12 protein-coding genes are annotated in these 13,860 nt (G+C 71.7%); 7 read left to right on the top strand and 5 right to left on the bottom strand.

The features are described 5' to 3' along the window. Positions 1-72 precede the first annotated feature (72 nt). The gene (locus tag EDD30_RS19040) at positions 73-849 is read left to right on the top strand and encodes an RNA ligase family protein (RefSeq protein WP_071807663.1); all 777 of its coding nucleotides are present in this window, start codon (positions 73-75) and stop codon (positions 847-849) included. Here the strand turns inward: EDD30_RS19040 and EDD30_RS19035 are convergent. Then, positions 827-2,017: an LOG family protein gene (locus EDD30_RS19035; RefSeq protein ID WP_071807661.1), complete on the bottom strand. Its 1,191-nt coding sequence runs from the start codon at positions 2,015-2,017 to the stop codon at positions 827-829. The genes EDD30_RS19040 and EDD30_RS19035 overlap by 23 nt on opposite strands. Between EDD30_RS19035 and EDD30_RS19030 the strand changes: the two genes are divergently transcribed. After that, on the top strand, positions 1,997-3,028 hold the full coding sequence (locus tag EDD30_RS19030; protein ID WP_071807659.1) for an ADP-ribosylglycohydrolase family protein: 1,032 nt from the start codon (positions 1,997-1,999) through the stop codon (positions 3,026-3,028). The two genes, EDD30_RS19035 and EDD30_RS19030, sit on opposite strands and share 21 nt — an antisense overlap. A gap of 8 nt (positions 3,029-3,036) precedes the next feature. Further along, positions 3,037-3,459, top strand: coding sequence for a DUF3151 domain-containing protein (locus tag EDD30_RS19025; RefSeq protein WP_071807657.1), 423 nt, complete (start codon positions 3,037-3,039; stop codon positions 3,457-3,459). A gap of 64 nt (positions 3,460-3,523) precedes the next feature. Here EDD30_RS19025 and EDD30_RS40710 read toward each other — a convergent pair whose 3' ends face one another. From EDD30_RS40710 to EDD30_RS19005, 3 genes are all read right to left on the bottom strand, one after another. Then, positions 3,524-5,287, bottom strand: coding sequence for a MinD/ParA family ATP-binding protein (locus tag EDD30_RS40710; RefSeq protein ID WP_425321271.1), 1,764 nt, complete (start codon positions 5,285-5,287; stop codon positions 3,524-3,526). A 717-nt stretch (positions 5,288-6,004) separates the two neighbouring features. Next, on the bottom strand, positions 6,005-6,952 hold the full coding sequence (locus EDD30_RS19010) for a diacylglycerol kinase family protein (RefSeq protein WP_071808823.1): 948 nt from the start codon (positions 6,950-6,952) through the stop codon (positions 6,005-6,007). A gap of 192 nt (positions 6,953-7,144) precedes the next feature. Then, complete coding sequence (locus EDD30_RS19005) at positions 7,145-8,437, bottom strand: adenylosuccinate synthase (RefSeq protein ID WP_071808808.1); 1,293 nt, start codon at positions 8,435-8,437, stop codon at positions 7,145-7,147. A gap of 227 nt (positions 8,438-8,664) precedes the next feature. Here EDD30_RS19005 and purD point away from each other — a divergent pair, with 227 nt between their 5' ends. Continuing rightward, positions 8,665-9,906, top strand: a complete 1,242-nt coding sequence (gene purD, locus EDD30_RS19000) for a phosphoribosylamine--glycine ligase (protein WP_071808809.1) — start codon at positions 8,665-8,667, stop codon at positions 9,904-9,906. 85 nt (positions 9,907-9,991) lie between these two features. Here the strand turns inward: purD and EDD30_RS18995 are convergent, their stop codons facing one another. After that, positions 9,992-10,444: an SCP2 sterol-binding domain-containing protein gene (locus tag EDD30_RS18995; protein WP_071808810.1), complete on the bottom strand. Its 453-nt coding sequence runs from the start codon at positions 10,442-10,444 to the stop codon at positions 9,992-9,994. A 130-nt stretch (positions 10,445-10,574) separates the two neighbouring features. Here EDD30_RS18995 and EDD30_RS18990 point away from each other — a divergent pair, with 130 nt between their 5' ends. The 3 genes from EDD30_RS18990 to purB are packed head-to-tail and all read left to right on the top strand — an operon-like array spanning position 10,575 to position 13,800. Next, on the top strand, positions 10,575-11,108 hold the full coding sequence (locus EDD30_RS18990) for an ArsR/SmtB family transcription factor (protein WP_071808811.1): 534 nt from the start codon (positions 10,575-10,577) through the stop codon (positions 11,106-11,108). Beyond that, positions 11,105-12,382: an MFS transporter gene (locus tag EDD30_RS18985; RefSeq protein ID WP_071808812.1), complete on the top strand. Its 1,278-nt coding sequence runs from the start codon at positions 11,105-11,107 to the stop codon at positions 12,380-12,382. Before EDD30_RS18990 ends, EDD30_RS18985 begins: the two co-directional genes overlap by 4 nt. After that, a complete protein-coding gene (gene purB, locus EDD30_RS18980; protein WP_071808813.1) occupies positions 12,379-13,800 on the top strand; it encodes an adenylosuccinate lyase in 1,422 nt (473 codons plus the stop codon). The genes EDD30_RS18985 and purB overlap by 4 nt, the downstream gene beginning before the upstream one ends. Positions 13,801-13,860: the final 60 nt, after the last annotated feature.

Genomic DNA, 13,860 nt, shown 5'->3' with positions numbered 1-13,860 from the left:
TGACCTACCGGTGCCACACCGTGGCGAGTAATGGCTTTGTGCTGGTGGCGGCGCTGGGCTTCAATGCCAGGCATGGATCTCCGCAGCGTGGACCTCCGCGCCCTCAACTCGATGACGAAGTACCCGTCGATCCCGACCTACCACCTGCTGGACCCGCGCAACGGCGGGCTGCAGGAGGAGGCGGTCAGGTTCTCCGGCACGGTCATCGGCACCGAGAAGGTGGACGGCACCAACGCGCGGATCATCCAGGTGCCCGGTGGCGGCTGGCTGCTCGGCTCGCGGGAGGAGCTGCTGCACGCCCGGGGCGACCTCATCGCCAACCCGGCGCAGGGCATCGTCGCCGCGCTCAAGCCCGTCGCCGAGCGCCTCGCCCCGGTCACCGCCGACGAGATCCGGGTCTTCTACGTCGAGCTGTACGGCGGCAGGATCGGCGCCGCGGCGAAGCAGTACACGAGCGACCCGGCCACGTTCGGCTGGCGCCTGTTCGACGTGCTCGTCCAGCCGGACCCCGCCGAGCCGCTGGCCTGGCCGGCCGAGCGCATCGCGGCCTGGCGGGACGCGGGCGGACAGCCGTTCCTGCCCGAGAACGAGCTGGTCGCCGCCGCGGAGGAGGCCGGTCTCGAGCTCACGCCCCGGCTCTTCACCTGGGACGCCGCCGCGCTGCCGGTCGACCTCGAGAAGACGGACGCCTTCCTGCGCGAGCTGCTGCCGCACACCCGCGTGCCCCTCGACGACACGGCGGGCCGCGGCCCGGAGGGCATCGTGCTGCGCAGCCCCGACCGCGGTGTGATCGCCAAGGCTCGCTTCCAGGACTACGCCCGTACGCTCAAGCGGCGGGCGAAGCGCTGAGGGCCTCCATCGCCTCGTCCAGGGAGTCCGTCACCACGAGCAGGTGTGACTGGTCGCCGTGCGGTGACTTCGCCAGCAGGGGCCTGAGCAGGGCTTCCACCGGTAGGTCCGCCCAGTGCGCGACGCCGAGGAAGACAAAGGCTCCGGACGGTCCATCCGTACGGTAGAAGGTCTTCGTCGCGGCCTGGAACACCTCCTGCACGGTGCCGGCCCAACCCGGCGCGAACACGATCCCGCCGCGGGACAGCCGCAGGATCGAGTCCTCGCGGACCGCGTTGGAGAAGTACTTGCCGATCTGGCCCGCGAAGAGGTTCGCGGGCTCGTGGCCGTACAGCCAGGTCGGCAGCGCCAGACCGCCCAGGGTGAGATGCCCGACCACATCGCCCGCGGCGGCGGCCGGCGCCGGGAACTCGGCCCGGACGGCGAGCGCTGCCGCGGTAAACGGATCGTGATCCCGGAAGTCCGGGGCGGGCGCGAGCCGGTCGATCGCGAGGGACAGCTCGGCCTCGGTGCGGGTCGCGAAGTACGCGCCCAGGTTGGCCGCCTCCATCACGCCCGGCCCGCCGCCGGTCACGATGAGGCGGCCCGCCGCGGCCAGGCGGTGCGACAGGGTCGAGGCCATCCGGTACGCGGCGGAGCCCCGCGGCTCCGCATGCCCACCCATGATGCCGACCGCGCCCTGAGTGCCGTGCGCGTCGATCCACGCGGCGAGCGCCTTGCCGAGCGCGTTGTCGATGCCGGCGTCGTGCAACCGCTGCGAGATCGCCTCCCGCAGGTCCGGAGCCGCTCCGCCGTGATCGAGGAAATGCTGGTAGACCCGGGTATCGAACATCCCGGCGAAGCCGTCCTGGGCGAACCCGAAGGAGAGGTCCTCGGGCGTGTAGAGCAGGGCCGGATGCGTCGGATACGGCCGGGCGTCGAACGGCGGGATGAGGTGAGCGCCCCGCCGGATCAGGTCCACCTCCACCTCGGCCGAGGCCAGCTTGCACCCGACGAACAGCGTGCCGGACACGTCGACGTCGGTGAGGTCCGGCACGTCGAGATCGAGCCGCAACCCAAGAACGATCAGCCCCGCCAGCGACCGCTTGGCGAGATGCACCTCGAACTCGGCACGCGACTCCACCTCGAACTCGGTGGCGTCGAAAGGATGAGAAGGGTCCCCGAACATCCCCGTAGGGTAGCCACCGTGCGAAACGCCTCAGGATCTTTGTTCGGCCTGGCCTACGGGGATGCGCTGGGCAAGCCGACCGAGTTTCAGACGTACGAGTCCATCGTCGCGCGCTACGGTCCCGGCGGTCCTCGCGACCTCGAGGGCGATCCGGCACTGGTGACCGATGACACGCAGATGATGCTCGCGGTCGGAGAAGCGCTGGTCGAGGCGGACGCGATCACCCCCGACGCCTACGAACCGGTGCTGCGCCGGGCATTCCTCGACTGGGCGGCCAGCCCCGACAACAATCGAGCGCCGGGGATGACCTGCCTGCGAGCCTGCGCCGACCTGACCGACGGCCGGCCCTGGCAGCGTGCCTCCCAGCTTCACTCGAAGGGGTGCGGCGCGAACATGCGCGTCACACCGCTGGGCCTGATTCCGGGGCTGACCGAGGACCAGCGCGCCGGCGCCGCGCAGTTGCAGGCCGGGCTCACCCACGGGCATGCGACCGGGTTGGCGGCGAGTGAGGCGACCGCTTTCGCCGTACTCTGGCTCGCCGACGGTCTTGATCCACAAGAGCTGGTGGGCGCTCTGCGTGATCGCTGCAACGCCCAGCGCGGGACCTATCGGGAGGAATGGCTCGGCGATCTCTGGCAGCGGCCCGGAGTGGACAGCCCGGCGCAGTTCATCGCGGAGGGCTGGGACGAAACGGACGCCGCGCTCGCGCGGGTGGAGGCAGCGCTACGGCGCGGCACCCTCGAGGGCGACCCGTGCCTGGCGACCGGCGAGGGCTGGGTGGCCGAGGAGGCGCTGGCCACGGCCCTGTACTGCTACCTGATCTCGCCGGAGGAGCCGGTGGCGGTGCTCGGCCGGGGCGCGGCCACGTCCGGCGACTCGGACTCGATCGCGTGTCTGGCGGGAGCCTTCGCGGGCGCGGCGCTGGGGATGGCGGCGTGGCCGGACGAATGGCAGCATCGGATCGAGTACGCACAGCGGCTGCGTGCGCTGGGTGACGCCTGGTCCGGTTGAATAGGGGCATGCAGAATCTCCTTCCCGAGCCTCCGGCCACGTACCTGCCCGCCGACGAGGCGGCTGACACGGCGCTGGCCGAGGCAGCGAAGACCGGCACCGACGAGGCGTACAAGGAGGTGGCGGCGCGGTTCCCGGCGTACAGCGGGGGATGGGCGGCGCTGGCCCACAGTGCGCTGGCCGACAAGCAGCCCGTGACCGCGTACGCGTATGCCCGTACCGGCTACCACCGGGGCCTGGACGCACTGCGCCGTAGCGGCTGGAAGGGGCACGGGCCGGTGCCGTGGGCGCACGGGCCGAATCAGGGATTCCTGCGCTGTTTGCACAGCCTGTCGCTGGCGGCGGCGGAGATCGGTGAGGCGGACGAGGCCGCTCGTTGCGCCCAGTTCCTGCGCGACAGCGACCCGGCCGCCGCCGACGCCCTCGCCTGAGTTTCTTCCTTCCCGGCGGCGGTAGCCCGTCCTAGTGGCGGCCGTCTGTTTCAGGCGGCCGCCGCTACAGGCCTTCCGCGACTGCGGCGGCTATCTTCAGCCACGAGTCGCGGGTGCCGTTCGACAACTGTCCGTAGCGGATCGGCTCACCTGAGTCGATCAGCTTCTCGTAGGGTGCCAGCAGCACGGCCCGGGTCCGGGCGGCGAAGTGGCGCTGAATCGCCGGCAGGTCGATGTCCTTGCGGGTCGGCGGCATGGTGACCACGCTCACCGCCTGCCGAACCAGCCGCTGCCGCCCACTCTGCTCGAGATGGTCGAGCATGCGCGCGGCGGTCTCCGCGGAGTCGTTACGGGCCGACATCGTGATCACCAACTGGTCGGTGGCGTCCATGGCCGCCTGCCAGTTCTGGGCGCGCACGTTGTTCCCGGTGTCCACGAAGATCAGCTTGTAGAACCGGCTGACGATCTCCCGGATCTCGGCGAAGGCGCTGGCCGTGAGCATCTCGCCCGCCGTCGCGGACTCGTCGGACGCGAGCACGTCGAACATGCCCTCGCCCTGCGCCCGCACGTACTGCGACAGGTCGCCGACCCGCCCGTGCGACCCGCGGAACTGGTGCAGGTCCCGCATCATGTCGCGCACCGTACGGGCATGGAAGTCCTGCTGCGCCCGCATGCCGAGGGTGCCCTGGGTCTCATTGTTGTCCCAGGCCAGGACGTACCCGCCGCGCTTCTGTCCGAAGGTCATGGCGAGCAGCAGCACGGCGACGGTCTTGCCGGCGCCGCCCTTCGGGTTGACCACGGTGACCTGCCGCAGCCCGCCGAAGTTGCGCCGGACCATCTCGACATCCTGCTTGTATTCCTGCTCGCGCTTGCCGGGCGCGAGCCGTAGCAGGCCCATCGTGCCCTTCTGCACCATTGCGCGCGCACCCATGGTCGCCACCGGCTCGGCCGGCTTCGCCAGCCGCCGCCGTGCGAACTCCTCGGCGGTCGGCGTGCCATCGGAAACCCACGGCAGTTGCTGGTAAGGGTCCACCGGCGGCGGATTCTGCGCGGGCTGCTGCGGGGCGCTGCGCTGCGGGGCGCTGCGCTGCGGGGGCACGACGGCCGGCGGGTAGGGACCGGGCATCGTCGGCTGCACCTCGGCGGGCCAGGGCGCGGGCGATCCGGGCTGTGCCGGATCCGGCCGCCCCTGATGCATGCCGGGCTGGCCGGGGTGCGCGGCCGGCATGCCGTAAGGAGCGCCGAGCTGACCGTGCGGCGTGCCGGGGCCGTGCGGCGTGCCGGGGTGACCTGGGTGCGTGCCGGGGTGACCGGGGTGCGTGCCGGGCTGGCCGGGGTGCGTGCCGGGCTGGCCGGGACGGGCGCTGGCTTGGCCGTGCAGCGTGCCGGGGCCGGGGCCGGGGCCGGGGCCCGGGTGCGGGCCGCCTTGCTGGACGGGGTGCCGTTCGGGTGACGGGTTGCCTGGGAGGGGGCCGGGTGGAAGTCCCTGACTTGGCCCGGGACCAGGCGGGACGGCCTGGGGCGATGCGGATACCGGCGGCAGAGGGCCGGGCGGGGTCACCGGGGCCGGGATCGCTGACGTGGGACCTGGCTGGTGAGGAATCCGGGACAGGGTTGCGCCGTCCTGGGCGGGTTCCGCAGTCACCGGGCCGGGGCGGTATACCGCTCCGATGCTCTTCGGCTCGCCTCCGTCGCCGTCCTCGTCGCTCTGCCGCGACGAGACCGTCGGATAGAAGATGAGTGCCTCGGAAGACGGGACGCTCGCCCCGGACACGGGCCTGTTCGCCTCGGGCAAGGAGGTGCCGGCCCCGGACACGGGGTTGCTCACTGCGGGCAACGGGGTGCCGGACCCGGACCGCGGACCGTCAGCCCCGGATGTGGGGGCGGTTGCACCCGGCGTGGCCTGGGGGAAGGCGCGCAGGGGCGGCTGGGCCCACGGGGAGTCGGCGGCATGTGCCGGCTCGGGCGAGATCTGGTTTGCGCCGCTTTCGAGCCTTTTCGGCTCGATGGGCGGTCCCGGAGGCGGGATCGGCGAAACCGGACGGACGGGCGTGGGACGGTCCATCGGTCGATAGATGCCCGAGTCGCCCTGCTGTGCCGGTGCCGGTGCCGGCGTCAGAGTCGGAGGCGGAGTCGAAGCCTGCGCCGGAATCGGAGCTGTGACCGAGGCCCGAGCCTGCGCAGGGTCCTGAGCCGGGGCTGGGGCCTCGGCCGGCGGCGGGAGCGCTGGCGCCTGGGCCGGAGGTGGGGGGAAGGTCGGCGCCTGGGCCGGAGGCGGGGGGAATGCCCGGGCCGGCGGGAGCGGGAAGGCCGATTCCTGGGCCGGCGGGAGCGGGAAAGCCGGCGTCGCCTCGTGCGGCACCGGCTTGCCGCCGTGCACCGGGGCGCTCAGCTCCTCCGGCGGCCAGAACGGCTCGACGTCCCGGTCGGGCGGTGAGCCGTTCGTGCCCGGGACGTAGACGCGATCGGCGTTCTCGTCCTCCACGGATGCGTCCTCCCGTAATGCGTTTCGTACCTGCGTGCTATCCCAGACTCGCACAGAGGCTCATGCTGCGTACACCGCCCAGGCTCCGGGTTCGGTCCACCACGAGCGTTTGCGGCTCATGGTTCCGGCGACACCGTCGTCGAGGAACTGGAGTTCGCCGTCGCGGGGCAGGACGGCGACCGCCCGGCCGCGCGCACGACGCACCTCGACCCTTACCTTCGGCTTCTGGAAGCGTTTCTTGACCACTACCGGGACTGCTACCGCGACCTCGACCCGGCCGTCGGTCGGGTCGCCGTCGGCGAGCAGCCGGAGGCCATCGAACTCTGCGTAGGCCCCACCGTTACCGATCGCACATGCGAGGACGCCCTCGCCGCCGTCGGTCAGGACCGCGTCGTCGACCTCCACCCGCCCGCGCCACGGGACCGCCCGCCCGGCGTCGTCGACCCCGCCGACCAGTGCGCCGTCCACAGTGACCGATCCGCCGTCGTTGCGCAGCAGGTCGAGGCGGCGTACGCGGCCACCGAGCACCGCCGCCGCAACCTCAGCAGGCTCCCGGGGCAGACCTAGTTGGGCGGCCAGGTCGCCGGTGTGGCCCGGGTCGAGCGGCAGGATCGCCACGGGCGGCAGGTCCGGCACCGTACGGTTGGCCGCCAGGTCGCCGGGGCGTTTGCTGGGTGGTGGTGCGTACCGCCGGACCAGCCGGCGCACGACGGCCCGGAGTTGGCCGTCCGTGGCCGTGGCGACGACGAGCCGGACCTTGCTGTCCGGATCGGGCCAGGCGAGCCCGTCCGGCCGGGGCGCGGCGTCGAAGCGCGAGATCACGGCGTCGATGTCGGCATCCGAGGCGGCCACCACGACCTCCACTCGCGCTCCGGCCTCGGTGAGCGCGTCCGCGCACTTGAGCACCGGAACCCGGGGTGTGTCGCACGCCGCCGCCCCGGCCGGCCCGCAGCCCGCATCGTCCGGCCCGCTCCCTGTTCCCGCCGCCTCGCGAGCGCCGTCGGCCAGGCCGCTTTCCGTGCCCGAAGACTCGCGAGTCGCGTCAGGCAGACCGTCCTGCGAGTCCGCCGGGTCGGGGCCGGTCCCGCCCGGGCCGTCGCTCGTGCCGGCCGAGCCGCAGCCGCCGCAGGCCGCACCGCAGGCGCCGGCGGTCGAGCCGCCGCCCTCGGCCAGGCTGAGCAGGATCACGTCGTACACGGGTCAGGCCTCGCTCAGCACCGAGTGCCGCTCGATGACCTCTTCGCGGCCCGGGCCGACGCCCACCACGGAGATGCGCGCGCCGATCCGGCTCTCCACGAACTCCACGAAACGCTGGGCGTTCTCCGGCAGGTCGTCGAAGTTGCGGGCGCCGCTGATGTCCTTCTTCCAGCCCGGCAGGGTCTCGTAGATCGGTACGGCGTGGTGGAAGTCGGACTGGCTCACCGGCATCTCGTCGTGGCGCACGCCGTTGACGTCGTACGCGACGCAGACCTGGATCTCGTCCAATCCGTCGTAATTGTCCAACTTGGTCAGCACGAAGTCGGTGACGCCGTTGATGCGCTGCGCATACCGGCCCATCACCAGGTCGAGCCAGCCGATCCGGCGCGGGCGGCCGGTGGTGGTGCCGTACTCATGGCCGACGTCGCGCAGGTAGTCGCCGGTCGCGTCGTGGAGCTCGGTGGGGAACGGGCCCTCGCCGACCCGGCTGGTGAAGGCCTTGAGCACCGCCACGACCCGGTCGACCCGGGTTGGCGGGATGCCGGAACCCGTGCAGGCCCCGCCGGCCGTGGCGTTGGAACTGGTCACGAACGGGTACGTTCCGTGGTCGACGTCGAGCAGCGTCGCCTGGCCCGCCTCACAGAGCACGACCTTGCCGGCGTCGAGGGCCTGCGACAGCTCCAGCGCGGTGTCAGCGACCATCGGCCGCAGCCGCTCGGTGTACGACAGCAGCTCGGCGATGACCTCCTCCGGCTTGATGGCGTTGCGGTTGTAGATCTTCGACAGCACCTGGTTCTTGAACGACAGGGCCGCCTCGACCTTCTGCCGCAGGATCGACTCGTCGAAGAGGTCCTGGATGCGTACGCCCAGGCGGTTCATCTTGTCGGCGTAGGTCGGGCCGATGCCGCGGCCGGTCGTGCCGATCCGCCGTGCTCCGAGGAAACGCTCGCTGACCTTGTCGAGCGAACGGTTGTAGGACGCGATCACGTGGGCGTTGGCGCTGATCCGGAGCCGGGACGTGTCGATGCCGCGCGCCTCGAGCCCGTCGATCTCCTGGAACAGCACGGCGAGGTCGACCACCACGCCGTTGCCGATCACCGGGATCACGTCCGGGGTGAGGATGCCGCTGGGAAGCAGGTGCAGGGCGTACTTCTCGCCTTTGATCACCACGGTGTGCCCGGCGTTATTGCCGCCGTTGAACTTGACCACGTAATCCAGCCGGTCGCCCAGCAGGTCCGTCGCCTTGCCCTTGCCCTCGTCGCCCCACTGGGCGCCGACCAACACGATCACCGGCACTTGACTGACGCCTTCCGTTGAAACACGTCGTACACGGAGAGGCCCGGGTACTGCCGAAGTTTACGCGACCCCGTCCCGCGTCGCGGGCGGGTTGTCCACAGGCCGGACTGGTTATCCACAGCCTGCAGAAGTTATCCACAGGGGGTTAGCGCCGCGTCGCAGCGCGTGCACTGTGGAGCTGTGGACGACCGCGAGCGTGATCGGCGGCGGCCCGTAGGATCTGCGGCGTGCGCGTACTTCTGATCGGATCCGGCGGGCGCGAGCACGCCCTCGCCGTCGGCCTGGCCGCCGACCCCTCGGTGGAGGAGCTCGTCGCGGCCCCCGGCAACCCGGGCATCGCCTCGGTGGCAACACTGCGTGATGTCGTGGCTACAGACCCGGTGGCGGTGGCCGAGTTGGCCGTCGAGCTCGGCACCGACCTGGTCGTGATCGGCCCCGAGGCGCCGCTGGTGGCGGGCGTGGCCGACGCCGTGCGGGCCAAGGGCATCGCCTGCTTCGGCCCGAGCGCGGCCGCGGCCCGGCTGGAGGGCTCCAAGACGTTCGCCAAGGACGTCATGACCGCGGCCGGGGTGCCGACCGGGCGCTCCTACACCTGCGTCTCCGCCGAGGAGGTCACCGCCGCCCTCGAGGAGTTCGGTCCGCCCTATGTGGTGAAGAACGACGGGCTCGCCGCCGGCAAGGGCGTCGTGGTCACCGACTCGCTCGCCGAAGCACGCCGGCACGCGGAGGACTGCGGCCGGGTGGTCATCGAGGAGTTCCTGGACGGGCCCGAGGTCTCGCTGTTCGTGGTCACCGACGGGACGGCGGCGGTGCCGCTCATGCCCGCGCAGGACTTCAAGCGGGTCGGCGACGGCGACACCGGACCGAACACGGGCGGCATGGGGGCCTATGCGCCACTGCCCTGGGCCCCGGCCGACCTGGTCGAGCGGGTGATGGCCGAGACGGTGACCCCGACGCTCGCCGAGATGCGCGAGCGTGGGACGCCGTTCGCCGGCCTGCTCTACGTGGGGCTGGCGCTGACGAGCAAGGGCCCGAAGGTCATCGAGTTCAACGCGCGCTTCGGCGACCCGGAGACCCAGGTGGTGCTCGCGTTGCTGGCATCGCCGCTCGGCGGGCTGCTGCGGGCCGCGGCGACCGGCACGCTGGCCGACTTCCCGGCACTGCGCTGGCACGGGGGCGCCGCGGTGACGGTCGTGGTGGCCGGCCACAACTATCCGGGCACACCGCGCACTGGAGACGTGATCGAGGGCGGAGAGCGGCCCGGTGTCATCCACGCAGGGACGACCCGCCGGGAGGACGGCGCTCTGGTGTCGTCGGGCGGTCGCGTCCTCAGCGCGACGGCGACCGGTGCCGATCTCGCCGGAGCCCGCGCGGCGGCCTACGAGCTGGTGAACGGCATCACTCTGGAGGGCTCCCACCACCGCACCGACATCGCCCTCGCCGCGGTGGAAGGCCGCATCAAGGTCTGACCGGCGGCCGGCACATGCCGCCACGGGGAAAGCGCGACGCCGGCCCGGATTCGAGGATCTGGACCGGCGTCGGGAAAGGGCCGGTTCAGCCCTTCGGAATGTCGAAGAGCTTCGCTACCTGGGCCGCCAGGGCGAGGTCGCCCTTCGCCTTGATCTTGCCGGTCATGAACATCATCATCGGGTTGCCGTCGCCCGAGACGACCTTCAGGAACGTCACCGGGTCCATCGTCATGGCGAGCTTGGGCTCGCGGACGGGCTGGTTGGTCACGGTGCAGGCACCGTTCTCGATCACCGTCTCGTAGCTGTCGGTGCCACCGCCGGCGCCGCCGGTGATGTTCCAGTGGATAACCGCCTGGGTGGCGCCGGCCCGGTCCGCGCGGAACAGCGCGGGCATCCGGTTGAAGACCTCGTCGAGGACCTTGGTGCGGCTGTCCGAGCCCATGACCTCGGCAATCTTCGAGTCCGGGGTGGACTTCACCAGGGCGGCGAACTCCTTCGGACCGATCGAGGCGAGCGTCTCGGGGTTGAATTCAGTCATCGGTGACCTTTCGGGATGAGCGCCAGACCTACTCACGAGTAACCTTAGCGATAACCCGCGTTTAAGTGCAGTGTCTCAACCCCCCAATAACCGTTGGATAGTGAGCCCCGTCTCTCCTAGACTCCCCAACATGTCTTTGGGAGATGCGCAGGCCGCCCTGCGGGCCATGGCCCATCCGGTGCGGCTGCGCATTCTGTCGCTGCTCACCGGCTCGGCGCTCACCGCCGCGGACGTGGCGCGCGAGCTCGGCCTCACCCATGCCAACGCCAGCTACCACCTGCGCACCCTGCTGGCCGGCGGGCTGATCGTGCCGGACGGGGAGGAGCGGATCCGGGGTGGCGTCGCCAAGCGTTACCGCTACGACGCGGTCCGCGACCGGGAACGCGATCACAGCACCTACAAGGCCACCGGCGCGGATACCCAGCGGGCGCTCTTCGCCGCGCTCGCCAACGAGCTGATCCGGCGCACCGCCGAGGCCGACTGGTCCGTCGGCGGTGCGATGACCGACGCCGAGCTGTGGGTCGAGCCTGAGGTGTTCCGCGAGGTCCGCGATCGCATCAGCCAGGCGAGTCGCGACCTGCACGACGCGGCGCGTGCACCCCGCACCCCCGGCACCATCCGTACGAGCACCACGATCGCGATGTTCCGGATGGACGCGTCGTGAGCACCCTGGCACCCCTGCGTCACGTCCAGTTCCGTTACCTGCTCGCCGGCCGCACGGTCACCGCGCTCGGCAACGCCATCGCCCCGGTCGCACTCGCCTTCGCCGTGCTGGACCTGACCGGCTCGGCCGGCGATCTGGGCCTCGTCGTGGGCTCCCGGATGCTCGCGCACGTGCTCGTCCTGCTCGTCGCGGGCGCCCTGGCCGACCGTCTGCCCAAGAGCCTGCTCATGGTCGGGTCGGGCCTCGCCGCGGCGGTCACCCAGGGCGCGGTGGCGGCGCTGGTGCTGACGGGTACGGCGACGGTGCCGCTGCTGATCGCCCTCTCCGCGGTCAACGGCGCGGTAGCCGCCGTGGCCCTACCGGCCTCCTCGGCGATCCTGCCCCAGCTCGTCCCGGCCGAGCATCGCCAGCAGGCCAACGGTCTCAACCGGCTGGTGTTCAACGGTGCCTACATCGTCGGCGCTCCGGTCGGCGGCATCCTCGTGGCCACCACCGGCCCCGGCTGGGGCATCGCCGTCGACGCGCTGAGCTTCGTCTTCTCCGCCGCCTGCTTCGCGTTCCTCCGCACCGGCCCGGGCCGGGGCGCACGGCAGGCCGACGAGGAAGCGGCGGCGCGGAGGACCGGGATGGTGAGGGACCTTCGAGAGGGTTGGACCGAGTTCCGGTCCCGGACCTGGCTGTGGGTCATCGTGGCCGCCTTCTGCCTGATGAACGCCTGCCTCAGCGGCGGCATCAACGTGCTCGGCCCGCTGGTGGCCGACCAGACCGTCGGTCGTCAGGCGTGGGGCTTCGTGCTCGCCGCGCAGACCGCCGGCATGGTGCTCGGCGCGGTCGTGGCGATGCGGGTCCGGGCGCGGCGGTTGCTGCTCATCGGCGTGCTCTGCACCGGCTTCCAGGTGCTGCCGCTGCTCGCCCTCGGGATCGCCCCGCGCCTCGGCCTGCTGCTCGCCGCCGCGTTCGTCGCCGGGTTCACGATCGAGCAGTTCGTCGTCGCCTGGGAGACGAGCGTGCAGGAACATGTGCCCGCGGACCGGCTCGCCCGCGTGTACTCGTACGACATGGTCCGGTCCTTCGTCGCGATTCCGGTGGGTCAGGTCGCCGCCGGGCCGATCGCGGAGGCCGTCGGCGTCGCGCCGACGCTGGTCGGCGCCGCTTGCCTCGTCGCGCTCGCCGTGCTCGGCATGCTGAGCAGTCGCGAGGTTCGCGACCTGCGCCACGGCCGTCCACAGGGCGCTCCGAGCGCGGCGGAGCCCATGGAAGAATTGGCCGCGTGAGCATCCCGAATGTCCTCGCCAGCCGCTATGCCTCCGCCGATCTCGCCGGCCTCTGGTCGCCCGAGGAGAAGATCCGGATGGAGCGCCGGTTGTGGCTCGCCGTCCTGCGCGCCCAGCGCGACCTCGGCGTCGCGGTGCCCGACGGGGTCGTCGAGGCCTACGAGCGGGTGGTGGACGACGTCGACCTGCGCAGCATCGCCGAGCGTGAGCGGGTCACCCGCCACGACGTCAAGGCTCGCATCGAGGAGTTCAGCGCACTCGCCGGGCACGAGCATGTCCACAAGGGAATGACCTCGCGCGACCTCACCGAGAACGTCGAGCAGTTGCAGGTCCGCGCGTCGCTGGAGCTCGTCCGCGGTCGCGTCGTCACCGCCCTCGCGCGGCTCACCGAGCGTGCGCTCGAGCACAGCGACCTGGTCATGACGGGTCGTTCGCACAACGTCGCCGCGCAGGCCACCACGCTGGGCAAGCGGTTCGCCAGCGCGGCGGAGGAGCTGCTGATCGCGTACGAGCGCCTCGACGATCTCATCGCGCGCTACCCGCTGCGTGGCATCAAGGGTCCCGTGGGCACGGCCGCCGACCAGCTCGACCTGCTCGACGGCGACGCGGAGAAGCTGGCGGAGCTGGAGCGCAAGGTCGCCCAGCACCTGGGCTTCGAGCGGGTGCTGACCAGCGTCGGCCAGGTCTACCCGCGCTCGCTGGACTTCGACGTGGTGTCCGCGCTGGCACAGGTCGTGGCCGCGCCGTCGTCGCTGGCCACCACGATCCGGCTCATGGTCGGCCAGGAGCTGGTCACCGAGGGCTTTAAGCCCGGCCAGGTGGGTTCCTCGGCGATGCCGCACAAGATGAACACCCGGTCCTCGGAGCGGGTCAACGGGCTCGCCGTCATCGTCCGCGGCTACCTCTCGATGATCGGCGAGCTGGCCGGCGACCAGTGGAACGAGGGCGACGTTTCCTGCTCGGTCGTGCGCCGGGTCGCCCTGCCGGACGCCTTCTTCGCCACCGACGGCCTGTTCCAGACTTTCCTGACCGTCCTCGACGAGTTCGGGGCATACCCGGCGGTGGTCGCCCGCGAGCTGGACCGGTTCCTCCCCTTCCTGGCGACCACGAAGATCCTGGTCGCGGCGGTGCGCAAGGGCGTGGGCCGGGAGGTCGCACACGAGGTCATCAAGGAGCACGCGGTCGGCATGGCACTGGCCATGCGCGAGAAGGGCGCCGCCGAGAACGACCTCTTCGACCGCCTCGCCGAGGACGGCCGGCTGGGCCTGTCCCGCGCCGAGATCGACGCCCTGGTCGCGGACCGCGCGGCCTTCGTGGGCGCCGCGCCCGCGCAGGTCCGTGCCGTAGCCGACCGGATCGCGCAGATCGTGGCGGCACACCCCGAGGCCGCGAGTTACCGGCCCGCCCCGATCCTCTGAGCGTTACCGGGCCCGCCCGGTCCTCCGAGAGTTACCGGCCCGCCCCGATCCTCTGGTCGG

This window comes from Couchioplanes caeruleus (genome assembly GCF_003751945.1).
Lineage (GTDB): Bacteria > Actinomycetota > Actinomycetes > Mycobacteriales > Micromonosporaceae > Actinoplanes > Actinoplanes caeruleus.
This window is presented reverse-complemented; position numbering and strand designations above follow the sequence as displayed.

Excerpts from the sequence above, each read along its gene's own strand:
- EDD30_RS19040 (WP_071807663.1), top strand. The coding sequence starts at position 73 with ATGGATCTCCGCAGCGTGGACCTCCGCGCCCTCAACTCGATGACGAAG.
- EDD30_RS19030 (WP_071807659.1), top strand. The coding sequence starts at position 1,997 with ATGAGAAGGGTCCCCGAACATCCCCGTAGGGTAGCCACCGTGCGAAAC.
- EDD30_RS19035 (WP_071807661.1), bottom strand. The coding sequence starts at position 2,017 with ATGTTCGGGGACCCTTCTCATCCTTTCGACGCCACCGAGTTCGAGGTG.
- EDD30_RS19025 (WP_071807657.1), top strand. The coding sequence starts at position 3,037 with ATGCAGAATCTCCTTCCCGAGCCTCCGGCCACGTACCTGCCCGCCGAC.
- EDD30_RS18995 (WP_071808810.1), bottom strand. The coding sequence starts at position 10,444 with ATGACTGAATTCAACCCCGAGACGCTCGCCTCGATCGGTCCGAAGGAG.
- EDD30_RS18990 (WP_071808811.1), top strand. The coding sequence starts at position 10,575 with ATGTCTTTGGGAGATGCGCAGGCCGCCCTGCGGGCCATGGCCCATCCG.